General features: G+C 56.4%; 22 protein-coding genes. 14 read left to right on the top strand and 8 right to left on the bottom strand.

Annotated features, from left to right (window positions below):
* Positions 1-32: 32 nt before the first annotated feature.
* The gene (locus tag M8T91_RS08720) at positions 33-1,397 is read left to right on the top strand and encodes a metal-dependent hydrolase family protein (RefSeq protein WP_301418792.1); all 1,365 of its coding nucleotides are present in this window, start codon (positions 33-35) and stop codon (positions 1,395-1,397) included.
* Between the two features lie 116 nt (positions 1,398-1,513).
* Here M8T91_RS08720 and M8T91_RS08725 read toward each other — a convergent pair whose 3' ends face one another.
* Positions 1,514-2,230: an SIMPL domain-containing protein gene (locus M8T91_RS08725; protein WP_301418794.1), complete on the bottom strand. Its 717-nt coding sequence runs from the start codon at positions 2,228-2,230 to the stop codon at positions 1,514-1,516.
* Between the two features lie 192 nt (positions 2,231-2,422).
* The gene (locus M8T91_RS08730) at positions 2,423-3,523 is read right to left on the bottom strand and encodes a hypothetical protein (RefSeq protein WP_301418796.1); all 1,101 of its coding nucleotides are present in this window, start codon (positions 3,521-3,523) and stop codon (positions 2,423-2,425) included.
* A gap of 141 nt (positions 3,524-3,664) precedes the next feature.
* On the opposite strand from M8T91_RS08730, the gene gloA reads away from it, so the two are divergent.
* From gloA to M8T91_RS08770, 8 genes are all read left to right on the top strand, one after another.
* Positions 3,665-4,105 carry a lactoylglutathione lyase gene (gene gloA, locus M8T91_RS08735; RefSeq protein WP_301418798.1) on the top strand — a complete coding sequence of 147 codons (441 nt, stop codon included), beginning with the start codon at positions 3,665-3,667 and terminating at the stop codon, positions 4,103-4,105.
* A gap of 67 nt (positions 4,106-4,172) precedes the next feature.
* On the top strand, positions 4,173-5,279 hold the full coding sequence (locus M8T91_RS08740) for a hypothetical protein (protein ID WP_301418800.1): 1,107 nt from the start codon (positions 4,173-4,175) through the stop codon (positions 5,277-5,279).
* 2 nt (positions 5,280-5,281) lie between these two features.
* Positions 5,282-5,947: a GntR family transcriptional regulator gene (locus M8T91_RS08745; protein ID WP_301418802.1), complete on the top strand. Its 666-nt coding sequence runs from the start codon at positions 5,282-5,284 to the stop codon at positions 5,945-5,947.
* A gap of 363 nt (positions 5,948-6,310) precedes the next feature.
* The gene (locus M8T91_RS08750; RefSeq protein ID WP_301418803.1) at positions 6,311-7,660 is read left to right on the top strand and encodes an aspartate aminotransferase family protein; all 1,350 of its coding nucleotides are present in this window, start codon (positions 6,311-6,313) and stop codon (positions 7,658-7,660) included.
* 103 nt (positions 7,661-7,763) lie between these two features.
* The gene (locus M8T91_RS08755; protein WP_301418805.1) at positions 7,764-9,149 is read left to right on the top strand and encodes a glutamine synthetase family protein; all 1,386 of its coding nucleotides are present in this window, start codon (positions 7,764-7,766) and stop codon (positions 9,147-9,149) included.
* Between the two features lie 588 nt (positions 9,150-9,737).
* A complete protein-coding gene (locus M8T91_RS08760; protein ID WP_301418807.1) occupies positions 9,738-11,081 on the top strand; it encodes a glycosyltransferase family 4 protein in 1,344 nt (447 codons plus the stop codon).
* Positions 11,081-11,827: a class I SAM-dependent methyltransferase gene (locus tag M8T91_RS08765; RefSeq protein ID WP_301418809.1), complete on the top strand. Its 747-nt coding sequence runs from the start codon at positions 11,081-11,083 to the stop codon at positions 11,825-11,827. Before M8T91_RS08760 ends, M8T91_RS08765 begins: the two co-directional genes overlap by 1 nt.
* Positions 11,824-12,939 carry a prenyltransferase/squalene oxidase repeat-containing protein gene (locus M8T91_RS08770; protein WP_301418811.1) on the top strand — a complete coding sequence of 372 codons (1,116 nt, stop codon included), beginning with the start codon at positions 11,824-11,826 and terminating at the stop codon, positions 12,937-12,939. Before M8T91_RS08765 ends, M8T91_RS08770 begins: the two co-directional genes overlap by 4 nt.
* Here the strand turns inward: M8T91_RS08770 and M8T91_RS08775 are convergent.
* Positions 12,868-13,485, bottom strand: coding sequence for a class I SAM-dependent methyltransferase (locus M8T91_RS08775; RefSeq protein ID WP_301418813.1), 618 nt, complete (start codon positions 13,483-13,485; stop codon positions 12,868-12,870). The two genes, M8T91_RS08770 and M8T91_RS08775, sit on opposite strands and share 72 nt — an antisense overlap.
* 95 nt (positions 13,486-13,580) lie before the next feature.
* Between M8T91_RS08775 and M8T91_RS08780 the strand changes: the two genes are divergently transcribed.
* Both M8T91_RS08780 and M8T91_RS08785 read left to right on the top strand, forming a co-directional pair.
* Positions 13,581-14,324 (top strand): acyltransferase, encoded by a 744-nt coding sequence (locus tag M8T91_RS08780; RefSeq protein ID WP_301418814.1) that lies wholly within the window; start codon positions 13,581-13,583, stop codon positions 14,322-14,324.
* Positions 14,325-14,350: 26 nt separating this feature from the next.
* Complete coding sequence (locus M8T91_RS08785; protein ID WP_301418816.1) at positions 14,351-14,866, top strand: shikimate kinase; 516 nt, start codon at positions 14,351-14,353, stop codon at positions 14,864-14,866.
* Positions 14,867-14,961: 95 nt separating this feature from the next.
* Here the strand turns inward: M8T91_RS08785 and M8T91_RS08790 are convergent, their stop codons facing one another.
* On the bottom strand, positions 14,962-15,432 hold the full coding sequence (locus M8T91_RS08790; protein WP_301418818.1) for an Lrp/AsnC family transcriptional regulator: 471 nt from the start codon (positions 15,430-15,432) through the stop codon (positions 14,962-14,964).
* 276 nt (positions 15,433-15,708) lie between these two features.
* Here M8T91_RS08790 and M8T91_RS08795 point away from each other — a divergent pair, with 276 nt between their 5' ends.
* Positions 15,709-16,173: a hypothetical protein gene (locus tag M8T91_RS08795; protein WP_301418819.1), complete on the top strand. Its 465-nt coding sequence runs from the start codon at positions 15,709-15,711 to the stop codon at positions 16,171-16,173.
* Between the two features lie 2 nt (positions 16,174-16,175).
* A complete protein-coding gene (locus tag M8T91_RS08800; protein ID WP_301418821.1) occupies positions 16,176-19,265 on the top strand; it encodes an indolepyruvate ferredoxin oxidoreductase family protein in 3,090 nt (1,029 codons plus the stop codon).
* Positions 19,266-19,478: 213 nt separating this feature from the next.
* On the opposite strand, the gene M8T91_RS08805 is transcribed toward M8T91_RS08800, so the two are convergent.
* From M8T91_RS08805 to M8T91_RS08820, 4 genes are all read right to left on the bottom strand, one after another.
* Complete coding sequence (locus tag M8T91_RS08805; protein WP_301418823.1) at positions 19,479-20,369, bottom strand: TraB/GumN family protein; 891 nt, start codon at positions 20,367-20,369, stop codon at positions 19,479-19,481.
* Positions 20,370-20,592: 223 nt separating this feature from the next.
* The gene (locus M8T91_RS08810; protein ID WP_301418825.1) at positions 20,593-21,198 is read right to left on the bottom strand and encodes an acyloxyacyl hydrolase; all 606 of its coding nucleotides are present in this window, start codon (positions 21,196-21,198) and stop codon (positions 20,593-20,595) included.
* 145 nt (positions 21,199-21,343) lie between these two features.
* Positions 21,344-22,486, bottom strand: coding sequence for a sigma-70 family RNA polymerase sigma factor (locus M8T91_RS08815; RefSeq protein WP_301418827.1), 1,143 nt, complete (start codon positions 22,484-22,486; stop codon positions 21,344-21,346).
* Between the two features lie 217 nt (positions 22,487-22,703).
* Positions 22,704-23,123: a hypothetical protein gene (locus tag M8T91_RS08820; RefSeq protein ID WP_301418829.1), complete on the bottom strand. Its 420-nt coding sequence runs from the start codon at positions 23,121-23,123 to the stop codon at positions 22,704-22,706.
* 247 nt (positions 23,124-23,370) lie between these two features.
* Here M8T91_RS08820 and M8T91_RS08825 point away from each other — a divergent pair, with 247 nt between their 5' ends.
* Entirely contained in the window at positions 23,371-23,703 is a 333-nt protein-coding gene (locus M8T91_RS08825) for a hypothetical protein (protein WP_301418831.1), read from the top strand.
* The last annotated feature ends 50 nt before the right edge of the window (positions 23,704-23,753 follow it).

The following is a 23,753-nucleotide window of genomic DNA, read 5'->3' on the forward strand; positions in this document are numbered from 1 at the left end:
ACGAATCTAAGTGAGACTTGCTGGGAGCGACAATGACAAAGAATACCAAGTGGGGCTACCTCACCAACCGCGCTGCCGTTGCGATAATGTCTATCTGTGTCGGATTGACGGGCCTGCAGGTGCAGGCGCAGGGCACGGCCATTTACGCTGGTAAGCTGTTTGACAGCAGTAGCGGAAAACTCTTGGAAAACCGCACTGTGCACATCGTGGATGGCCGGGTCGAGTCAGTGCAAAAAGGGTTTGCCAAACGGGACCGGGAAATCCTGGTGGACCTGCGTGATTTTACGGTATTGCCCGGCCTGATGGATATGCACAGCCATCTCACCTATGAGTTTGGCCCGCAAGCCTATATGGAGTCCTATACATGGAATCCCGCGGATTTCACTTTGCGCGGGGTGGATGCCGCCAGGCGTACGCTGCTTGCGGGCTTTACCACCGTGCGCAATCTCGGGGACCAGGATAATGTCACTGTGAGTCTGCGCAAGGCCATAGACGCAGGTATCGTCGAGGGACCGCGAATTTATACTGCGGGCAAATCCATCGCGACCACCGGTGGCCATGCCGATCCCACCAATGGCCGCCGCTGGGATCTGATGGGTAATCCCGGCCCGGTAGAGGGTGTGATCAACGGGCCGGCCAGTGCGCGAGAGGCTGTTCGCCAGCGCTACAAGGAGGGTGCCGACCTGATTAAGATTACTGCCACCGGTGGCGTGTTGAGTGTGGCAAAAAGTGGGCAGAATCCTCAGTTCATGATGGATGAGCTGGAGGCGATTGTCGCCACCGCCCGGGATTACGGCTTGACTGTGGCGGTCCATGCCCATGGCAAAGAGGGTATGATCCGCGCAATTCGCGCCGGCGTAGATTCCATCGAACATGGCACCTATATGGACGATGAGGTGATTAATCTGATGCGCCGTAACAATACCTGGTTTGTGCCGACACTGATGGCCGGGGAGTGGGTAACGGAAAAATCTGCCATTGAGGGATTTTTACCGGATATTGTGCGCCCAAAAGCGGCCACTATCGGCCCGTTGATGCTGGGAACGTTTTCCAGAGCGTACAAGCGTGGCGTCAAAATTGCTTTTGGGACCGACACCGGGGTGACCCGTCACGGGGACAATGCGCGGGAATTTGTCCTGATGGTGCAAGGGGGTATGGCCCCTGCCGATGCCATTCGCTCGGCCACCTGGCATGCCGCGCAGCTACTGCAGGTGCAGGATGAGCTGGGCAGTATCAGCGAGGGCAAAATGGCAGATATTATTGCGGTGGCGGGAAACCCGCTTGAGGATATTTCCGAATTGCAGCGGGTGCAGTTTGTGATGAAAGGCGGAAAGATCTACAAAGAGCCCAGCCAGCCAGCCGCGGATATTTTTGTAGAGCCGGGAGAGCCCGGGTGATGGGGCTGCAATGAAACCGCACCTGTGCCGGCGGTAGCCCAATGGCGCGTGCCGGTATAACCGGGGAAAAGGTCAACTCCCGAATTCTGCGTTGGAGGATGCAGGGCCCAAAGAGATCAGTCCTGCAACTCAAATACCAGGTCCAGGTTCACCGTCACCGTTATTTCCCCGGGGGCAACAGGCGTTGTTGCACGGTCTTTCTCGGCGGTCATCTGGTTGCGGCTGAGCATCACCGGATGGGGCAGATCGCCGGTGCCTTTTTCAGAAATACTCACGATCCGGCGCACCTTCATGCCGAGGGCTTTTGCATAGATGGTTGCCCGTTCCTGTGCATCCAGAAGAGCTTTTTCACGGGCCTTGGCCTGTACCGGTGCCGGCTCGCCGATCTCGAAGCTGGGGCCGTTCACCTGGTTGGCACCGGCGTCCGCCAGGTCGTCCAGTAGGTCTCCCAATTCGTCCAGCTTGCGCACCTTGATGCTGACCGTATTGCGCGCAGTATAGCCAACGAGTTGCGGTTTTCGATTCTGTTGATACTGGTAACGGGGCCATAGGCTGATGCCGCTGGTCTGGATGTCTTTTTTGGCAATACCGGCTTTTTTGATGGCCGCCATCAAGGCTTCCATTTGTTCGGCGTTATCACCCATGGCTTTTTTACTGTCCCCGGCCTCGGTGACGACACCCACAGAGATGCTCGCTATGTCGGGCGCCTGGCTGACCTCACCGTGTGCGGCGATTGTGACCAGAGTACCCCGCTCGGCAGGTGCGCCACCGCTGCCGCAAGCGCTGACAAGCAGGGCAAGTAGTGTGATTGTGGAGAGTGGTATTAACTTCATGATTTTTCCTTGTCCATCGCAATGGGTTATGGGAAACCCCGGAGTATTGGCGGGATCTTAGCAGCGTTATGCTTAACGGCAGCTGAGCGTGCTCTGCAGCATAACCTATTCACTGCCAGCCCTGTAGGTATCATTGGCGGTGATTGGTCTGGGAAAATCCGTCCGACGGCAAGCGCTACTGGATGGATAACCTCAACCACTGAAAACCTGTTGATATGTCTCATTCTCGTCGTGGTAGATGGCAAACCCCAGCCGCAGCAGTTGCTGGCGCCGGTCGCACAGCACGGCGCGGGCTCTGAGTGCTTTATGCAGTCGCTCCGCATTCTCCACACTGCGGCAGTCAAAGGTAAAGAAGTGTCCATGGCCTTGCTCAAGGTCGTGATAAATCAGATTCTCCCGGTTGAGCAGGGGGTGTCCTGCGCTGTCCATGCTGTGCAGAAAGCGACCCTGGGCAGCCAGGACATAGCGGTGAATTTTCCCGACTGTAATACCTTCACGCCGGAACAGGTCGAAAATGGCCAGCCCTTTGTACAGGCAAGAGTAATCCATGGTCGCCCCGGCAAAACGCAGCCAGTTGTTCCCAAAGTTGACGCCCTCTGAGCGGTTTTGTAATTCAGCCATGTCTGCAAACCAGCCGGTGTTGAGCGGGCGCAGGGTACAGTGTGCGGGGATACTCATAAAGCAGAGGCCTTCACCGGCGCCGAGGTATTTATAGGAGCCGGCGAGGAAGAACACCTTGTCGGCGACATCGCGCAAATTGACCGGGCGCGCGAAGAAGGCGTGATAGCCGTCGATAACAAACTGGGTACCGGCTGGCTTGTCCCCGGCGATGCGCAATAACTCGGGGAACATCACACCCGAATCGAAAAAGACCAGACTGGCATAGGCAAGCTGGTAGTCTGCGGTCTGCAACGCCCGTTCGAAACGTTCGGCCAGTGTGTCGTAGGGTACTCTTGGAACCCTGGTGACTTCGATGTTGGGCAGCTCTTCCAATCGCGCCAATTGGCGTGCAAAACTGTAGAATTCGCCGTCGGTGGTCAGTATGCGCAGGGGTTGGCGTTGATCGAAGGCGCTGATCAGGCGGTAGACCAGCTCATGGGCATTGGGGGCAATGGCAATTTGGTCGGCGTCGGGTAGTTGCAGGGTGCGTGCAACGGCGTTTTGCCAGGCAGGTATTTTTTCTCCGAAGATGGCGTCCCACTTGTAATCGGCCAGGCGCGCCGCGTCGCGCCAGTATTCCTGTACCGCCTCGAGGGTAATATCCGGCCAGTAGTGATGGGAGTGGCAGGCCATATGTAACACCGGGGGTGCGCAAAGGTCGGATGCCTGTAAAAATTTGCGATAGAATTTTTTATACATTTGCATTTGACGTTGTGAAGTTGAATCATCTCTTATATCGCGATTGTAGATCCGGGTAAAAAAAAGGAGTAGCGGGTGAACTACCTACATACGATGGTGCGTGTGTCCGATCTGGATGTGTCTTTGAAATTTTACTGTGAAATACTGGGTTTGCAGGTGGTGAACCGCACGGATTATGATCAGGGCCGCTTTACACTGGTGTTTTTGGCCGCGCCGGGGGATCTGGAGACTGCCCGTGAGAAGAGGGCGCCGGTACTTGAGTTGACTTATAACTGGGACCCGGAGTCCTATCCCGGAGGGCGCAATTTTGGTCATCTGGCTTATGGCGTGGATGACATCTACGGGGTTTGTCAGCGTCTGATGGAAGCGGGTGTGACCATTAACCGGCCTCCCCGCGATGGGTATATGGCATTTGTTCGGTCACCGGACGGTATCTCTATTGAACTTCTGCAAAACGGTGCACCACTCACACCCCGGGAGCCCTGGCAGTCGATGGAAAATACCGGCGAGTGGTAGCCTAGTCTGGCGTTTTATTGAAAACCCGGTGAAGTACGGATCTTAGGAAAAATACAAGAGAAGTGTTGTGAAGCGTACCCGTTGCATTTTGCTTGCCGGCGCTACTGCGGCCCGCCGCATTCGCCAGGAAGGCTTGCACCAGAATCAGTTCTCGACTCTGGTCGGAGCCTCCGGTGGTCCCAAATGGTTGGCGATCAGCCAGTTGGATCGGGTGTTGATGGGAGAATTTTTCAAGGGGCGGTGTGAATCGATAGTGACTCTTGGGTCCTCGATCGGCAGTTTTCGCAACCTATGCTATGCAATGCGGGACCCACTGGCGGCATTGGAGCGGCTGGAACACGCGTATATCCACCAAAACTACACTTCCTCAAAGCCGGCCCCTAGGGAAATTACCGCCACAGGAGAACGGGTTCTGCAGAGTGTATTGGGCGAGCGGGGCGCCTGTGAGGTGGCGGGGAATCCGCTGTGGCACAGCCATTTTGTCACGGTGCGAGGCCGGGGGCCTCTCGGGAGTGAAAAACGCGCTCTCCTGGCCCCGGCTCTGATTGCTTCGGCTTTGGCCAATGCAGTGTCCAGATACAGCCTGAGCGCCTTTTGGGAGCGGGTGATATTCCATTCCGGTACTAGCGCCGCAGTGGAATTTGACAGCCTGAGCACAGTAAATACGGCCTTGTCCGCCCGCAATGTCTGTACCGCGGTGCTCGCCAGCGGTGCTATTCCCCTGGTGATGCAGGGTGTACAAAACCCCGATGGAGCACCTTTGGGCAATTACCGAGATGGCGGCATCACCGATTACCACTTCGATCTGCGCTTTCGCCATCCGCACGGGTTGGTCCTCTATCCACATTTTTTCCCCTATATGGTGCCGGGCTGGTTTGACAAGGGGCTCTCCTGGCGGCGCGTGCGCGGTGATGCCATGGCATCCACGCTGCTGATTGCGCCATCTCCCGCATTTGTGACCGCACTGCCCGGAGGGAAGATTCCAGATCGCAGCGACTTTTACAAGCTGAACCCCAGAGAGCGCATCCGATACTGGAACCGGGTGGTAGACCTGAGTCGGGGGGTTGCCGATGACTTTTACACTATCTGGCAGAGTGGCCGGGCGGCGGATTACCTGATTGAGGTCGGTTGTGATGAGGCGCCCCATAAGTTGCCGCAGCTTAGGGCTGCGTGACTATGACGCGGGCATTTCACCCCACGCAAGAAGCCTTCCGCACTACACAGGAGCGGGTTTATTTTCAGGTGCGCGACGCAATTCTGCGTGGCAAATTTCTACCCGGTCACGCAATCACGATTCGCGGATTGGCGGCGGAACTGAATTGCAGCCCCATGCCTGTGCGGGAAGCGCTGAGACGCCTCACTTCCGAGCGGGCGCTGGAGGTATCGGATACCCGCCGCGTGACCGTTCCCACTATGACCCCGGAAAAGCTCGCAGAGATCTGTGCGGCCAGGGTAACGTTGGAGTGCCAGGCTGCCGAGCAGGCCCTGCCTTTTGTGGGGGAGGAGGCGCTGGAGTCTCTGTGTGAGCTGGACACCCGGGTCAACGTTGCGCTGGAGGAAAAAGATATAGAGCAGTATGTGACTGCCAATCTCGATTTCCACTTTACCCTCTACCGCTTGGGGCGCCCTCATATCATCCTTTCTTTGATCGAGAGCCTGTGGCTGCAAACAGCCCCTCTGCAACACCTGGTGTTCCAGCGCTTTGGCGTGCAGGAATTACCGGACCGTCACAAGGATCTGCTGGTGGCGCTTGCCAAGGGGGATGCGGATCAGGTGCGCAGGGCCATCCGCCAGGATATTGAGGAGGGACTCGGCTCTATCCCTGCGGAGGAATTGCTCTAGCGGGCCCCACCCAGCTCCGGCGCTTAAGGCGCCTTCTGGCGTATCTTGCCCCTAAGGATTTACCGCCGGCTATCACCTGAATTGTGACTAATTGGTCATGCCCTATTCAACCTTTTCAAAGCCCCAGGTGAGTTCCGGCAATTTTGCGGCACCACTGATATTTCGATAGATCTTGCGCTTTTGTGATGCTCGCCACTAAAATGTGATCACAAAATTTGAGCGCAACCAGACACCCTGTTGCGGCCTGTTTACCTGGGTCATACAGGGTGGATGGCAGGCTACGGGATTACTCTTTATCCAGTGGTGCGGGTCCCTGACCCCGCGAGGTGGGGTGAATTCCGGTGCAAAAGACAGGAGAGCATTATGAATAAGACTGAGCTGCAACAACAGGATCGCAAGCATCTGTTGCACCCTTTCACCGACTTCCATGATCTGGGCCAGCAGGGCACCCGGGTGATTACCCGTGCCGAAGGCGCTTATATTATCGATATCGATGGTCACCGCATGCTGGATGGCATGTCCGGCCTCTGGTGCTGCAACCTGGGCTACAGCCGCAGGGAAATCAGTGATGCTATTTACCAGCAGCTGAACACCTTGCCGTTTTACAACAGCTTTTTCCAGTGTACCACTGTGCCCTCTATCGAACTGGCCAATGCCCTTTCGGAAGTGACTCCGGCGACTATAAACAACGTGTTCTTTACCGGTTCGGGCTCTGAGGCGAATGACACCAATCTGCGTATTATCCGCCGCTTCTGGGACCTGCAGGACCGGCCGGAGAAACGCATCGTGATCTCCCGCAAGAATGGCTATCACGGCTCCACTATTGCTGGTGCCAGTCTCGGTGGCATGAGTGGGATGCGCAAGCAATTCCAGCCGCTGGATTACATCGAGCATGTGCAGCAACCTTACTGGTTCGCCGAGGGTGGGGATATGTCACCCGAGGAGTTTGGCATTTACGCCGCTCGCTCCCTGGATGAAAAAATCCAGGAACTGGGCCCGGAGAATGTTGCGGCCTTTATTGCCGAACCGATCCAGGGAGCCGGCGGCGTGGTCATCCCGCCGGAAACCTATTGGCCGGAGGTGAGGAAGGTGCTGGGCCAGTACGATATCCTGCTGGTGATGGACGAGGTAATTTTTGGCTTTGGCCGCACCGGAGCCTGGTTCGGAGCCGATTACTACGGCATGAAACCGGACCTGATGACGTTTGCCAAGGCGGTGACCAATGGCTACTTTCCCCTGGGCGGTACCCTGGTGAGTGACCGGGTCGCTGAAGTGATCAAAAGCAAAGGGGGAGAGTTTACCCATGGCTACACCTACTCCGCGCACCCTGCAGCCTGTATGGCGGGCCTGGCGACTATCAATATCCTGCGCAATGAGAAGATTATTGACACGGTGCGCGACGTGACCGGTCCCTACCTGGCCAAACGCTGGGCAGAACTGGCGGATCATCCGATTGTGGGCGAGACCCGCAGCCTGGGTATGGTTGGCGCCCTGGAGCTGGTGAAGGACAAACCCAGCCGCGCCCGTTTCGATGAGGATTGCACCGCCGGCGGTGTGTGTCGCGACCTGAGCATTAAAAATGGCCTGGTGATGCGCGCCACCGGCGATACCATGATTATCGCGCCGCCGTTGATCATCACCACCGAGCAGGTGGATGAGTTGGTGGAGAAGGTTCGGCGCACTCTGGACGACACTGCCGCGGTACTGGCGTAAACTCGCCGCAGTGTCTCTCTATGGCTGCCCCCCTGCCCGCTGCTAGTGGCAGGGGAGGCTCTGGGCCGTTTCTGCGGTTTGAATGGATTATCTCAGGCAATATATGTCTCAAGAAAAGAATCTCGCTGGCCGATCGGATTTGCTGGCGCAATCACACAGGTTCCTGGCTGAGCATACGGATTTAAAGTGGATTGAAGGCTTTATATTCGATATCAATGGTGTGCCCCGCGGTAAGTGGCTGCCCGCCGAGTCAGCGCAGAAGCTACTCAAGGGGGGCCTGCAGATGCCTCGCAGCGCCGTCAGTCTGGATATCTGGGGACGGGATATCGAGAATAGCCCGCTGGTGTTTGCCAGTGGCGACAGCGATGGCGTCTGTCTCCCGGTATCCCCGGTCAGCCTGGCACCCTGGCACAGGGAGCCGACCGCCCAGCTGCATATGCAATTGCACGAAGCGGATGGTTCCGCACTCTACGCCGATCCGCGCACCCAGTTGCAACGGGTGGTGGACAGGTTAAAAGGACTCGGATACAGCGCGGTTTGCGCCACTGAACTGGAATTCTATCTGTTGCATGACGAACCGGACCATCTGGCGCATCCGCGCCCGGTCAGCGATAACGACGCGGAGCTGGTGCCCTCCACAGACGTATACGATCTGTCGGAACTGAACGCCCAGCGGCATTTCTTCGCCGATGTCCGCGCAGCCTGTGAAGAGCAGGGTATTCCGGCGGATTCCGTACTATCGGAATGCGCTCCCGGTCAATTTGAAATTGACCTCAGGCACAGTGCCGACCCCCTTGCGGTTGCGGACCAGACCCTGCTGTTCAAGCGTCTGTTAAAAGGCGTGGCCTCTAGCCACGGCCTTCGTGTCAGCACCATGGCGAAGCCGTTTGGCAACCGGGCCGGGAACGGTATGCATGTGCATCTGAGCCTGATTGACGGTGCTGGAAGGAATGTTTTCAACAACGGCAGCGAACAGGGTTCGGCCCTGTTGCACCAGGCAGTTGCAGGCATGCTGGCGAGCGCAAATGATGCGATGGCATTCTTCGCCCCGCACAGCAATTCCTATCGCCGTTTCCAGGAGAGTTCCCATGCACCACTGAACCTGTGCTGGGGTTATGATAACCGCACCACCACCCTGCGCATTCCAGCCAGTAAACCGGAGGCGCGCCGCATTGAGCACCGTATCGCCGGCGCCGATGTGAATCCCTATCTGGTTCTGGCGGCGATTCTCACCGGTGTATGTCACGGGCTGGAAAACCAGTTGGAACCACCGGCTCCGGTTACGGGGGATGCCTACCAGGTTGAGAGTGAGCAGCTGATCAATACCTGGGGTGGCGCCCTGCAGCGCTTTGGGCACAGCGACCTGTGGCGTGAGTATCTCGACCCGCGCTTTGCTGCACTGTTTGTGCTGCTAAAGCGGCAGGAGCAGGCTGAGATAGGCACACGGGTTACCGATGTGGAATACCAGAGTTACTTGTATCGCGTATAAGCCAAGGCGAAATTGCTGGGGGTTGCAGTAGGGATGCATAGCCTCTCGATCCAATGGCTTTTGCGACATAGGCACGGCGGGATGGAATCCTCTGCTATACCTAAATTTAAGTGCGTAATGCGCTTGTAACTCTCCTCCTGAAAGTGTGTTCGAAATATCTGGCCCGCTATTTGGCGGGCATTTTTTATTCTGCCTGCGGGTAAAATCCCACTTGTGTATGCCGGTGCCAGTTGCCGGTTTGTGCGCTGGTGAGGCGGTGAGGGAAGAGATTATGAAAGTTATACATGAGATTAAAAACTGTCTGTAACTATATGTATTTATTGGTTTTATAGAAATATAAATTGTTGGTTTTGTAAAGGGGCAATGACTGACTTGTACGCGTTATTATCTGTCTCGGGATAATGCTTTCTGGACAGCATGGCCATTAGCGTGGACTGTTTCAGCCTAGCGGTCATTTCCGCGTCAGTGTATTCTTTCGGTTTCACTGCGCGGACCCGACTCAACCAGCGTGCATTGATGTGCTGCGTGTAAAGACAGTGTTTACCGGTCGCTGCGTGTGGGTCTCCGAACAATGCGAATAGGGAATTTATGACCGCCTTGGGTAAGTGTACAGACGGTCCTCTGGCCGGCGGGGCCCGGCCACTCAACATATGTCTCCTGGGTTATCGCAGTCATCCACACAGTGGTGGCCAGGGCATTTATCTCCGTTACCTGAGTAAGGCACTGGTGGATGCCGGACATGTTGTGGATGTTATTTCGGGTCAGCCTTATCCGCAGCTGGATGAAAGGGTAAAGCTGATTGAAATGCCCGGGCTCAACCTGTATGAAGCTGAGAGCCCCATCCGCGCTCTCAGGGCAAAGCACTTGTTGTCCTGGACGGATTTTTTCGAGTGGTTGAGCAAGCTCACCGGTGGATTCGCCGAGCCCTATACCTTTGGCCGCCGGGTGGCCAAGTACCTGCGCAGGCACGGCCGCCACTACGACATAGTGCACGATAACCAGTCGCTCAGTTATGGCCTGCTGGAAATTGAAAAAAGCGGCCTGCCTGTCGTAGCCACCATTCACCACCCCATTGCACGCGACCGACAGCTGGCACTGGATGCGGCGCCGGACTGGCGTTTCAGGTTATTAGTACACCGCTGGCATCACTTTCTGAATATGCAGACCAAAGTTGCACGCAAATTGCGTCATATTGTGACCGTATCGCGCCAGTCACAACGGGATATTGTCGAGCTGTTTGGTGTGGCACCCGAGCAGGTACAGCTGGTTTACAATGGCATCGATACGGAGATATTCAAACCCGACCTGCAGGTGCAGCGTCTGCCGTTGCGTATTATGACGACGGCGTCAGCAGATCAGCCGCTCAAGGGGCTGCGGGTGTTATTGCAGGCCCTGGCCGCGCTGCGCAAACAATTCGCTGATGTGGAACTGCTGGTGGTGGGTGCGATGCAGGGGGGCGGTGCCACCGAGCAGCTGCTGCAACGTCTGCAATTGCGCGATTCGGTACAATTTGTTTCCGGCATTTCCAGTGAGGAATTGGTGAATTATTACCGCAGTGCCGCGGTTGTGGCCTGCCCGTCCCTCTATGAAGGGTTTGGGCTCCCTGCCGGAGAGGCGATGGCCTGTGGCACACCGGTGGTTTCGAGTGATGGGGGTGCGCTTCCAGAGGTGGTTGGCGATGCCGGACTCCTGGTGCCGGCCGGTGACAGCCAAGCGTTGGCGGAGGCGCTTGACAGGGTGCTGTCCAGTGAAACGCTGCGGGCCGAACTGGGCGCGCGGGGCAGGGCCCGCATTGAGAACAGCTTCTCCTGGGACCTGGCTGCAGCGAACCTGGTGACCTATTACCGTAAAATACTGGGTGAACCCCCCTTGTCGCAGAGCAGTGGGTGCGATTTGGCCTCGAATACTATCCGCGGTGTGGAGGCTGCCTGATGATCACAGTGGCTCCGCAACACTTGAACCTCCATCCCGGTCAGAAGGTGCTGGATCTCGGTTGTGGAGAAGGGCGCCACTGCATTCACCTGATGATCACCGATGCGGTGGATGTCTATGGCATCGACCTCTGCTTTGACGATGTGCGCACTGCCAGCGCGCGCGCTAGACCGTTTAGTAACCCCGAGTACGCAAACGGGCGCCTGCTGTTCGGTGTTGCCAACGGTCTGCAATTGCCTTTTGCGAACGCTTGCTTTGATGTGGTGATCTGTTCTGAGGTGTTGGAGCATATCGGGGAATACCGGGCGCTTCTGGCGGAAATCGATCGGGTGCTGAAGCCCTCGGGAATTTTCGCCGCCACTGTACCGGCTTATTTTCCCGAATGGCTCTGCTGGCAGCTCAGCGATGCTTACCACCAGGTGGAAGGGGGCCATATCCGCATTTTCCGTGAGCGTGAACTGCGCGAGAGTATTGAGGCCCTGGGGCACTGTTATTTTGCTCGCCACAAAGCCCATGCCCTGCACGCCCCTTACTGGTGGCTGAAGTGCCTGTTCTGGAACAAGCCGGATTCCCGCCTGGTGGCCGCTTACCACCGACTGCTGGTGTGGGATTTAATGAAACAGCCGATGCTCACCCGTGTTGTGGAAAAACTGTTGAACCCGGTACTTGGCAAAAGCCTCGCGCTCTATTTTGTCAAAGCCCACCGGGCGGTGCAGCAGTTGCCGGCGGGAGAAAAGAGCCCATGAGTGAGCTGGAGGCTTTACCGCTTGAGACTGCGGGGCTATTCCCGAACGGCTTTGTAAGGGACAGTGCAGCCTATATCCGCTCCCAGCAGCAGCCCGACGGTGCTATTCCCTGGTTTAAGGGCGGTCACGCCGACCCCTGGGACCATGTGGAGGCGGCCATGGGACTGGCGATTGCCGGTGAGCTGGCGGCTGCAGAGAAAGCTTACCAGTGGCTGGTGGATACGCAGTTGGAGGACGGCAGCTGGTGGGCGGCCTACAAGGATGGCGCAGTAGAGAATCGCGAGCGCCGCGAGAGCAATTTTGTTGCCTATGTTGCCACTGGTATCTGGCATTACTATTTGATCAGTGGTGATAGCCAGTGCCTGTCCCGTTTTTGGCCGGTGGTGGAGCGTGCCATTGAGTTTGTACTGGGCCTGCAAACCAAACACGGTGAAATTCACTGGGCGGTGGATGCTGAGGGCAGACCCAAAGAGGATGCCCTCATCACCGGCTGCTCTTCCATCTACAAGAGCCTTGAGTGCGCGATCAATATCGCCCGCCGACTGGGGGTTTCACGCCCTCATTGGGAGTCGGGTCGTTTTGCCCTGGGCAAGGCCCTGCGTACCAGACCTGAGCGATTCGACCGCACCTGGGCTTCCAAGGCGCGCTTTTCCATGGACTGGTTTTACCCGGTATTGTGCGGTGCTGTCTCCGGCGACGCGGCCCGCGTGCGCCTGCAGCAGCGCTGGGATGAGTTTGTGGTGGCCGGGCTGGGTTGCCGCTGCGTCAATGACGAGCCATGGGTGACAGTGGCTGAATCCTGCGAATTGGCCATGGCGCTACTGGCCACTGGGCAGCGCGCCCGTGCCGAAGCAGTATTTCGCGGGCTGCACCGCTGGCAGGACAGTGACGGCGGTTACTGGACAGGCTATGTCTATCCCGATGATGCAGTCTGGCCGGAGGAGAAGACCACCTGGACGGTGGGGGCGATGTTACTGGCTGCGGATGCACTTGCCGGTCTGACACCGGCGAGTGGGCTCTTTACCGCAGGGCGCCTGTTGTCAGAGTCGGCGCAGAATACCCAGGGTGTCCACTGTCTCGACCAGTTCGAATTGAGCGGAAGCCAGGGCTAGTTTATAGATATCGTAGGGCGCCTGGCCCCCATAGGCTGGATCGGGGAAAATATCGTGAATGGCGAGGTAACCACCCGGGACTATATGGCGGGGCCAGCTGCGGTAGTCGGCCATGGCCGCTTCCAGAGAGTGACTGCCGTCGATAAAGACGAGGCCCAGAGGGGTATTCCAGCAGCGCGCCGCAACCGACGAAGACGCCACAATAGGCACCACCCAGTCGTCCAGTGCAGCGGCACGGATATTTGCCCGGAAGTTGCCAAAGCTGTCCATCATTTGAATTTGGTCGTCAAACAATTCCGGATCATGGTATTCCTCCCCGCGCTGGTGCTCCTCAGAGCCGCGGTGGTGATCCACGGCAAACAATACGCTGTTGGTCAGTTTGCAGGCTGCGGCCAGGTATATGGTGGATTTACCGCAATAGCTCCCCACTTCGAGGCAGGGTCCAAGGCCACTGGCCTCTGCGGCGAGATGGTAGAGTGCTTCCCCTTCCTGGGCTGCGAGGAATCCCTTTATGGCTCGGGTATCAATGGGTAGTCTAATGGTCATGGAAAAAGGCTTTCTACTTGTTGTGATCCGAACACTAAACGCCGGCACCCGCAAAAGCAATTGCGATTTGCAGTGCGGGTGCCTATCTCAATTGAATGAGTGAAACCTGGCAAACGATGCGCAAAGATCACAGGCCCTATTGGCTCAAGAGTTTGCAGTTGCGCTGGCGCCGGTGGCGTACCGAGCGCTACCTGCTGCCGCAGTTCGATGCCGTGGGGGTTGAGCCGGAAGTGATGGACCCCGCTTCGGTGCATGTATTTGGTGCGAATATTCGCCTGGGCAACTATCCCCATTTAATTTCCAATACAGAAAAATGCATACGCTTTACTACCTTTGGGCACAAGGGGGGCGAGGCGTTCATTACCATTGGGCACTATGTACTGATTTCTCCCGGGGTGCGGATTTCCGCGGCGCACTCCATAGAAATTGGCGATGCCTGTATGCTTGCTGCCAATGTGTATATTACCGATTCCGACTGGCACGGCGTTTACAATCGCACCCGGCCTTTTCGCTGCACTGCACCGGTACGGCTGGGTAATAATGTCTGGATTGGCGATAGTGCCACCATTTGCAAAGGGGTTTCTATCGGCGATCATTCTGTGGTGGGTGCCGGTAGTATTGTCACCCGGGATGTGCCGGCAAATGTGGTGGTCGCCGGCAACCCGGCGAAGCCGGTGAAAACCATAGATCCCAAACGGCGGATGATTACCCGGGAAGCCCTATTTACCGACGCTTACCGGCAAACCCATAACCTGAAGGAATTGGATAAAATGCTGTTGCAGGGCAATAGCCTGCGCGGTTGGTTACGTGCATTGTTGTTTCCCCGGCGCGGTGATTGAATCATTTTGCTTCAAGATGTGAACGGATGAAGAGAAGAAACAGCATTGTGCTGATAGGGATGCCCGGTGCGGGGAAAAGCACTCTGGGCGTTTTGCTGGCCAAAGAGATGGCCCTGGACTTTGTGGACACCGATGTTTTGATACAGGCCCGCAAAGGCAAAACCCTGCAACAGATTATTGCGGAGCGTGGCTATCTGAACCTGCGGAGCATAGAGGGGGAGATTATTGCCAGTGCCCATTTGCCCAGGCATGTGATCGCAACTGGTGGCAGTGTCGTGTACAGCGAAACGGGAATGGCAAACCTGCGCAGCTTCGGTACGGTTGTGTTTCTGGAGTGCTCGGCAGAAGAGTTGCGCCGCCGCATTCACAACTACGAGAGCCGTGGTATCGCCAAGGCACCGGGGCAAACCTTTGAAGCGTTATTCACGGAGCGCCAGGCACTTTACAGGCAGTATGCGGATATGACGGTACGCTGTGACGGTTTGACCTTGCAGGAAGTGCTGGAGCAGCTGGTCGAGGCACTGGAGAGGAAACGGAGTTAAAATACGCGGAATACTCCCGCCCAATTGCGGTGACAGTTTTTGGCGCACAGCGCCGAAAGCCCCGGGCGGCAGCGGGGCCCTCTGAAACCCTTTGTCTATAGGGGCAGTTGCGTGGTGTATTTCACCTGTTTCAGAGCAAAAGTGGAATTCACCGAAGCCACATTGGGCAGGTGGACCAGCGAGCGCTTTAAAAGCTGTTCATAATGTTCTACGCTGTCGACGACCACACGCAGCACGTAGTCCTTGTCACCACTGGTCGAATAGCATTCAACCACTTCCTGAACGCTCTGTACTGCCGATTCAAAACTGTTCAGGGATTCTTCATCGTGGTTGTGAATCGTGATATAACAGTATACTGTGACCCCAAGGTCTAGCTTTCGGGGGTCCAGCAGGGTGACACGGCCGCGGATAATACCTTCCGCCTCGAGCCTCTTAATGCGTCGCCAGCAGGGGGTGTGGGAGAGACCGACTTTGTCGCCGAGTTCCGCCATGGAATAATCGGCGTTTTCCTGCAGTGCGCGCAGAATCTTGCGGTCGAAGTCATCCATATCTGTCAAACGCTTCATAAAGACTCCTATCCTATAAATATTTTTATAATCGAAATTTTCATCACAAATTTACGCACATTTGCGTAAATAAAGCAATGCTCTGTTGCGCTTAACGAACTAGTATGGCCTGACCAGCCCGTCTTGGCGCAGGTGCTGCCGCTGGTTGCCCGCCCGCCCACTCTGGTGCAGGGTGCAATGGCGATATCTGGTTGCTTACGCAAGGCGATTCTGAAGAATAATGATTCATAGCCCAGAGCGGGTTTCAAATAGAGTGAACGAGCGGAAATTAGGCGTATGACTGACATAGAGACCCGTTCCCAGTGCGCGGAGCGTACCCCGGCAAACAAACAGATCTCTCTGGAAGACCGCTACACCCTCCGCAAGGGTCGTGTACTACTCTCCGGGATACAAGCGCTGGTTCGTCTGCCGATTGATCAGATGCGTATGGATCAATCCCGCGGCCTCAACACTGCCACCTTTATTTCCGGTTATCGCGGTTCTCCACTGGGAGGCTACGATTTGCAGCTGTCGCGGGCCAAAGGACTGCTGGAGCAGCACAATATCCGCTTCCAGCCTGGAGTCAACGAGGAACTGGCGGCGACCGCTGTGTGGGGGTCCCAGCAGGTGGGCCTTTTTGAAGGCGCCGAGGTGGATGGTGTTTGCGGCATCTGGTACGGCAAGACACCGGGGGTGGACCGCTCTTGCGATGCCTTCCGCCACGCCAATGCAGCGGGTTCCTCTCCCAAGGGGGCGCTCTGATCGTGTCCGGTGATGACCACGGCTGTAAGTCCTCATCCTATCCCGGTCAGTCTGAATTCGCTTTTGTGGATATGCATATCCCGGTACTAAATCCCGCCACCGTACAAGAAGTGCTGGACTACGGCCACTACGGCCTGGAGTTGTCCCGCTTCAGCGGCTGCTGGGTGGCGATGATTACCCTGGCGGAAAATATGGACAGCGCCGCCACAGTAGAAGTGGACCCACAGCGGGTAGCGTTCATCTACCCGGAGATCGAGCGCCCCGACGGCGGCCTGAATATCCGTAAGCAGGATAGTCCCCTGGCACAGGAGGAGCGCCTGTGGCGTTACAAGCGGCCGGCAGCCCTTGCATTTGCCCGCGCTAACCACTTAAACCGGGTGGTGTTGGAAAATCCCGGGGCCACGTTGGGTATTGTCACCACCGGCAAGGCCCACCTAGATCTGATGCAGGCCTTTGAGGATATGGGCATCGATGAGGAGAGAGCCCGGCAGATAGGCATCCGGATTCTCAAGGTGGGCATGACCTACCCCCTGGATGTGCCCGGTATCCGGGCGTTTGCCCGCGGCCTGGATACGCTGCTGGTGCTGGAGGAGAAGCGCAGCCTGATGGAAGTGCAGCTGAAGGAGGAGCTGTACAACGTGCATCAGAAAGATCCTCACTTTCCACGTATTTTGGGTAAGGTGGACGAACATGATCGACCGCTGATGCCCGCTTACGGGGAGCTGTCGCCGGCTATTATTGCCCAGGTGCTGGGTACTGTGCTGGGTGATGAGCGGCTGGGTGAAACCGGCAAACATCGCTTGATGCGCCTCGATGCCCTGGCCCGGCGTATCTCCCGGCAGATGAGTTCCAGTGTTTCGCGCCTGCCCATGTTCTGTGCCGGCTGCCCCCATAACCGTTCCACCAAAGTGCCGGAAGGCAGCCGTGCACTCGCCGGTATTGGTTGTCACTATATGGCCCAGTGGCTGGATCGCGAGACCTACACCTTTACCCAGATGGGGGCCGAGGGCGTCAACTGGGTGGGACAGGCGCCGTTCACCCGGGAAAAACACGTGTTTGTGAATCTGGGTGATGGTACCTATTTCCATTCTGGTATTCTGGCGATTCGCGCTGCTGTCGCTGCCGGGGTCAATATCACCTACAAAATTCTGTTTAACGATGCTGTAGCGATGACCGGTGGTCAGCCCCACGATGGTGAGCTGTCACCGGACATGATCTGCCGGCAGGTGCTGGCGGAGGGGGTGCGGAAGGTCGTACTGGTGATGGACAACCCCCATAAATATCGTGGCGTTCTGTCTTTTCCCGCCGGTGTTGAGATGCGCCACCGAGATCACCTGCCTGCGGTAATGGAGACGCTGCGGGAGCTCGAGGGCTGTACTGTCATCATTTATGATCAGACCTGTGCCACCGAACTGCGACGCAAGCGCAAGCGCGGTCTGCTGCCCCAGGCCGAGGGCCGCCCATTGATCAACGAACTGGTCTGTGAAGGTTGCGGTGACTGTGTGCAGCAGTCCAGCTGTATTGCTGTGGAGAAAGTCTCCACGGCACTGGGGGACAAGCGCCGGGTCAATCAGACCGGCTGTAACCAGGACCTGTCCTGTATCAATGGGTTTTGTCCATCGTTTGTCACAGTGAAAGGAGGGCGCCTGGCCAAGAAGGCCGGGGTTGGGGATCGGCTATGCACTGAAGCGGAGAAACTCCCTGCGCCACAGAGACCCGCACTGGAGGCTCCCTACAATTTCCTGGTGACGGGGGTGGGTGGTACCGGAGTAGTGACGATCGGTGCACTGCTGGCAATGGCAGCCCATATCGAAGGGACCGCCTGCAGCACACTGGACCAGACCGGTTTAGCACAAAAGGGTGGTGCGGTTTACTCCCATATTCGCTTTGCGGCACAGCCCCAAGCGCTACAGGCAGTACGTATCTCCGACGGCCGCGCCGATGCCCTGATGGCCTGCGACCTGATAGCTGCCGGAAACCTGGCCGCCTGTCTGACAAAACTGGACGAAACCCGCAGCCGCGCTGTGGTGAACACCCATTTGAGCCCGACGGCTGCGAGCGTATTGGGGCGGGAGGAGATGCATTCGCCCCAGGCAATTCTGGATACCTTGAACAGTGCGGTCAGTACGCTGGATTCCGTCGAAGCGCATCGACTCACCAAATCTGCACTTGGCGATACACTTGCCAGCAATATCTTTATGTTGGGTTTTGCCTGGCAAAAAGGGTTGCTACCGCTTTCCTGTGCTGCGCTGCAGCAGGCTATCGAGTTAAACGGTGTTGCGGTGGAGGGCAACCTGCAAGGTTTTGCAGCAGGTCGGCTTGCCGCTGCAGATCCGCGGACTCTGGAAGGACTTCTCGCCAGTGCAGAAGTGCCAGCGGCATTCCCGCAGGGGCTGCAAGAGCTTGTGACCCATCGCATTGAACACCTCACCGGCTACCAGAATTTGAAGCTGGCACAACGCTACCAGCAGCTGGTGGAGCGGGTGAGGGCTGCAGAAGCCCTCATTGAGCCCAAAAGCCAGGCACTAGCGGAAGTGGTTGCTCGCAACTACGCCAAGTTGCTGGCCTATAAAGACGAGTATGAGGTTGCCCGATTGTATACCGACGGCCGTTTTGTCCAGTCACTGCGGGAGAATTTTAGCGGGGACTTTCGACTGGAATTCAACCTGGCCCCGCCATTTTTGGCCCGCTTTGACAAAGTGCTGGGTCGGCCTCGCAAGATGAAATTTGGCGGTTGGATATTTAAAGCCTTCGCGGTTTTGGCCAAACTGAAATTCCTGCGCGGCACAAGCCTGGATGTGTTCGGATATACTGCTGAGCGCAGGATGGAGCGGGCCCTGATCACTGAATACGAGCAACTGGTTAACAAGGTCGTGCGTGAGCTGAGCAACCAGAACCACAGTGCAGCCATTGAATTGCTGGGCTACCCGGATGTGATCCGCGGTTATGGCCCGGTGAAAGAGGCCGCTGTGCAGGATGCGCTGCGGCAGCGCGCCCTGGTACTCAACCGGTTTGAAAACCCCAAGGGCGATCACCGCCTGGTGGCCGAGGTGGCGGTAATTGATCCCGCCAAAGTGCATCGAGCGGGCTAGGCCGCTTGCACCAGGGGTTTGACACTGGCGTTAGTCTGTCGTGCCGGTATACCGGTGTTACCCCTGTTGCAGCCGATTTAACCTGCAGCCGATTTAACCTGCAGCCGGTCGAGAAGAGGGTTGATCGGCGATGGAGTGATGCGCTCTCATGAGTGTTTCGACACAGCGCCTTCAGGCACAGAGTCCGGCGAGTCACAAGCTATTCATTGACTGTCAAAGTTGTTCCAGCTTGTATCCGGCCTGCTCAAGCAAACGGATCACGCTCTTTTCACCCACCATGTGGCCCGCCCCCAGGATCACAAATAGAGATGGGTAGTTTGGCGCATGAGCTGCGATCCAGGCAGCCATATTTTCATTGCGCTGGAAAAACAAAGCGTCGTACAACGGCTTGTAGTCGGGGTTTTTTTTAAGCCCCTGCAGAATAATCAGGCGGTTGAGGGCGTCGATGTCGCCGGCTTTCCAGGCGCGGGTGATTTTCGGCAGAAAGGAGGAGATATCCTCCAATTGCTCCAAGGTTTGCTGAAGTAGCAGTGCTGGATTTTCCAGGCTGTTGAGCAACTGGATTTGTTGCAGTACTCCCTCGACTTCCAATACCGGTTTGCCGTCCCGATTGGCTTTTTTGAGAAAGTGCCTGTCTATGCCCAGTTCGGGGTTCAGGCCCTGAGCCTGCATTTCAATCATACTCATGGAGACCATGGCAATGGCCGGACGCTGACGAATAAACAGGGCCTCTGGCATGTTGTGCTTGCGCATCCAGTCCTGCAGTTGTTGGTACAGTTTCGGGGGCAGCTCATCGCGCAGGCTCCGGTCACCCTGGTAAACCGACGCCATCATGATTTTCTGCTGCAGCAGCACATCGTCCTCAGCGGCGGTGATATCGGCCTCAACGGCAATGGCATCGCTGTTTGAGTAGGCTTCTTCTATCTGAGCGCGCAGGGGGTAGAAATCCTCAGTTGCCAGATGAATGGAGCCAAGCAGATAGACAGTTTTGTGGTCTCTGGTAGCTTTCCAGAAGACACCCCTGTCTGTTTCAGCGGCCGACACCAGTCCGGCAAACAGGAGGAGAATAGCAGTAATTGAAAAGGCTAAATAGCGATGAAACATGTCATTTTCCTGATCTTATTTGGGTCAGCGCATGTTAGCACTCTGTATTTACACTTTATACTGCAGTTGAAGGGAGAGTGGCGCTACTGGCGTCTTGCATGGCAGATTGCAAAGGGTATTCACGGGAGCGACCGGACAGCTCAATTTGTGCGTACGGTATGCTGATTTTTTCTTATCATTGTCACAAGCCTGGTCTTTTCGTGGGATCATCTAGGGGGTGGGTCTAAAAGTTAAAGTGCCCGTTTATTGCGACAAAATCAAATCCGGGATTGGGTAGATTGGTATAAGCGTTGGAAAAGTGGCTGTAGCGTAGCGACAGGGTGTGGCCACTGGAGAAGCGATACCCCAACGCAAAGTGCAAGGCGAAATTGAGCTTTGTACTGAGTTGGATATCACCGAATTCCCTGCGGCTCAGGTAAGAGGCGCCAACGCCGGCTTCACCAAAAGTGCCGCTGGGCTCGTTGCGTGGATACCAGCGTAATACCGGCTTGATTTCGATAATAGTCTGTTGCTGATTTTCGTTGCGGTGTACCAGGCGCATGTGGGAGTAACTTCCCTGCCCCCACCACTGCCAGTGATTGCTTGCGTTGCCGGATGAGGCAAAGCGATAGGCATAATGCACGCCCACCATTTCCGCAGCGGAATTGGCATTGCGCTGCATCAGTGCCTCTCCCAGCCCCTTGCCGGCACTGACAATCAATTCCTGCTCGGCGAAAACAGTTGGGGAGATGGTGACTCCGCAGACGCAGAGAATTACACAATAGATCCTTCCGGTGTAATTGGCGCTTGCGGTAATGGATTTACACATAACCTCAGGTGGGTAACTCACTGCTAAAAGTCGTCTTTAAGACTAGTAGGAATGCCGTTGGTGGCAAGCGCATTGAGGCTGGCGGAGTGGCCCTCCAGCGCACCGGATACATGAACTACAAAGGAGAGAAACTTATGCCAGCAGCATGTCGGTTGCGGGCAATGTGCTATCGCCACTGTCGTTTCAGTTGGCGAAGGGCATCCGAGTGGAGTTGACGGGCGCGCTCCTGACTGAGGCCGAGCTGTTCGCCGATAACACGAAAAGAGCAGTCCCTGTCAGAGACCAGGCCGTAGCGCAGATTTAATACGGTGCGCTGTCGCGCCGGCAGGCGTTCCACCGCTTCGCGCAACCGCTCTGCCAGTTCCTGATTGGTGACCAGCTCATCGGTGTTGTACAGCTCGTCGGCAGGGGCATAGTCGAGCCGGGTGCTGCTCTGGTCATCCGCGACAGGGTCGTCAAGGGAGCCGGTGGGACCGGGCAACTTCAGCAGGCTCTGGATGCGTTCCAGGTCCAGTCCAGTGTGTCCTGCAAGATTCTCATCTGAGGCCGGCAACCCCTGTGCGCGCACTTCACCAATTGCCCGGTATATGGCCCGAAGGTCGTCCTGGACATTGGCAGGCTGGCGCACCAGGTCCTCATTGCGGCGCAGAGCCAGCTGGATTTCCTGCTGTATCCACCAGTAGGCATAGGTTGAGAAGCGATAGCCCATCTGGGGTTTAAAGCGCTCGATGGCTTTCATTAATCCCACATTGCCCTCCTGAATCAGATCGATAAAGGGCACTGCCGGATTGCGAAACCGCTTGGCAATGGCAATGACCAGGCGCAGGTTGCATTGGATCAGTTTTTTGCGTTGTTTTTGGAAGCGCTGTAGTAAGCTGGTCAGCCGACTGCGGTCTCGTGGTAAAAGCTCCCCCTGTGCCAGAAGCTCCTGTGCATGGCTGATGATCAGGCCGTGGTCATAGGCCCCGGTACTGCCTCTCTGCTCAACACCCTCGCTGCGCAACTGCACAGCCTGTTTGCCGTAGTGTTGCAACAGAGCGATTAATCGGTCCTCCAAATCCCGGAGCAGGCAGGTGGTGCTGTGCTCTTCTTCGGGAGTGAGTAAGTCGAGCCGGTACAGGTGCTTGAGATAGCTTTGCATTGGGGTGCTGCCGCTCTCAGTGAGCGGCTCCCCTGCAGTGGGAACCTCTCCGATATCTGTTCCAGGCTCCGGTGTATGGTCGCAGGCGTCTGCGCCGGAACCGGAGAGGGTTTCATCTGTATCCTTCAGCCAGTCTTCATCCCTTGAGTAAAACGGTTCTCGGGACAAATGCCTAAACTCTCTGTACGCTGTAAGTTGTTGGGTCTTGGCGCAGTTTGGCGCCAAATTCACTTTAAATATAGTTGAATGTTGAAATAAGCGCCTAATTCAAAACAGACTCTTGAGTCTCATCTTTTTATGGGGTGGGTGTAAGGCCAGATCCGAGGAGTGTGTATAGATGGGCAGGGGCAGTACTTGGCTCTGTCCTCAGTAGCGTGTTACATAGCTATCTTAAGCGTTTGACGCGGATCTTGCGCCTGCCTTCTGCGGGCTTCATAAAGAAAGAACCCAGGAGTCCACGCTCTACAACTACTGGGTCGCCGGCTTTCCAGTGTACTCGGCTGCCATCGCTCTGTCCCCAAATCTGGCCGTTATCCAATGTGATTATCCGCTTATTGTGAGCGGCTGCCCGGATATGGGTGATTGTGGCCTGGATAGATTGCGGGGCTTGTGAGATTTGTTGCTGCCCGCGGCCAAAATTCTGCTCGGCGCTTTGTTCGAGGGCGGCGTTAAGCTTGTCATAGCATATCAAGCGGCTGGAGTCGGGCGTGATGCGGGAGCATTGCTGGAGTTGCTCGCTCAGAGTATTGGCAGATATGCCGGGAGCCAGCAGGGCTAACAGGGAGAGCGGGAGTAATACTTTCATCACGGATATTGTCTTGCCATGCATTGCCTCTATTTTGCCCGAATCACCGGAAGTGAACAAATAAAATTGTGCAGCCTTTCACACCATTGATTGGGCCTGCATGAAAAAATAGTTGTCAGTGGAGTTTGACCATTGGTGGCAGTCAGGTTTCCGAATTTCACAAGGGCGGGCACTACCGCTCTACACGGAATTGCTGTTTTGTCCAACAACTAAAAAAACAACATTTTAGATTACCCGGGGGCGAAAAATGAAAAGCTTGATTACTTCTACTGTCGTTTGTACTGCTGTTGCGGGCTACTTCATTTTTGAGTCAATACAGCTTTCGTTTTCAGAGGGCGCCTATGCCGGGGCAGGTGGCAGGGGGTCAGCCCAGCTCCAGACGGGCCAGGAAGCACAGTTTACTGAGCCGGGCAAGAAGGCGCAGGGAGTCAAAGACGACGTCCTGCTTGATGGCAGTGAGATGATGGAGTTCGAAGGGGATATTTTTGCCGATGTCCCCGAACATATGGGGACAGTAGACGGCGACGGCGGGTCAAGCCGGAGACCGACTGGTGATGACAGCCAAGCGGGCGCAAAGTAGGCAGTGATGCGCATCTTAAACCGGCCTCAGTCCGGTTTTTATGGACTGGC

Origin of the sequence: Microbulbifer sp. MI-G, from assembly GCF_030440425.1 — a bacterium.
Lineage (GTDB): Bacteria > Pseudomonadota > Gammaproteobacteria > Pseudomonadales > Cellvibrionaceae > Microbulbifer > Microbulbifer spongiae.

What these genes read in the sequence shown, in the direction of transcription:
- M8T91_RS08720 (WP_301418792.1), top strand. Translation starts at nt 33, where the DNA reads ATGACAAAGAATACCAAGTGGGGCTACCTCACCAACCGCGCTGCCGTT.
- M8T91_RS08725 (WP_301418794.1), bottom strand. Translation starts at nt 2,230, where the DNA reads ATGAAGTTAATACCACTCTCCACAATCACACTACTTGCCCTGCTTGTC.
- M8T91_RS08730 (WP_301418796.1), bottom strand. Translation starts at nt 3,523, where the DNA reads ATGGCCTGCCACTCCCATCACTACTGGCCGGATATTACCCTCGAGGCG.
- M8T91_RS08745 (WP_301418802.1), top strand. Translation starts at nt 5,282, where the DNA reads ATGACGCGGGCATTTCACCCCACGCAAGAAGCCTTCCGCACTACACAG.
- M8T91_RS08750 (WP_301418803.1), top strand. Translation starts at nt 6,311, where the DNA reads ATGAATAAGACTGAGCTGCAACAACAGGATCGCAAGCATCTGTTGCAC.
- M8T91_RS08755 (WP_301418805.1), top strand. Translation starts at nt 7,764, where the DNA reads ATGTCTCAAGAAAAGAATCTCGCTGGCCGATCGGATTTGCTGGCGCAA.
- M8T91_RS08760 (WP_301418807.1), top strand. Translation starts at nt 9,738, where the DNA reads ATGACCGCCTTGGGTAAGTGTACAGACGGTCCTCTGGCCGGCGGGGCC.
- M8T91_RS08765 (WP_301418809.1), top strand. Translation starts at nt 11,081, where the DNA reads ATGATCACAGTGGCTCCGCAACACTTGAACCTCCATCCCGGTCAGAAG.
- M8T91_RS08770 (WP_301418811.1), top strand. Translation starts at nt 11,824, where the DNA reads ATGAGTGAGCTGGAGGCTTTACCGCTTGAGACTGCGGGGCTATTCCCG.
- M8T91_RS08775 (WP_301418813.1), bottom strand. Translation starts at nt 13,485, where the DNA reads ATGACCATTAGACTACCCATTGATACCCGAGCCATAAAGGGATTCCTC.
- M8T91_RS08780 (WP_301418814.1), top strand. Translation starts at nt 13,581, where the DNA reads ATGAGTGAAACCTGGCAAACGATGCGCAAAGATCACAGGCCCTATTGG.
- M8T91_RS08785 (WP_301418816.1), top strand. Translation starts at nt 14,351, where the DNA reads ATGAAGAGAAGAAACAGCATTGTGCTGATAGGGATGCCCGGTGCGGGG.
- M8T91_RS08790 (WP_301418818.1), bottom strand. Translation starts at nt 15,432, where the DNA reads ATGAAGCGTTTGACAGATATGGATGACTTCGACCGCAAGATTCTGCGC.
- M8T91_RS08795 (WP_301418819.1), top strand. Translation starts at nt 15,709, where the DNA reads ATGACTGACATAGAGACCCGTTCCCAGTGCGCGGAGCGTACCCCGGCA.
- M8T91_RS08805 (WP_301418823.1), bottom strand. Translation starts at nt 20,369, where the DNA reads ATGTTTCATCGCTATTTAGCCTTTTCAATTACTGCTATTCTCCTCCTG.
- M8T91_RS08820 (WP_301418829.1), bottom strand. Translation starts at nt 23,123, where the DNA reads ATGAAAGTATTACTCCCGCTCTCCCTGTTAGCCCTGCTGGCTCCCGGC.
- M8T91_RS08825 (WP_301418831.1), top strand. Translation starts at nt 23,371, where the DNA reads ATGAAAAGCTTGATTACTTCTACTGTCGTTTGTACTGCTGTTGCGGGC.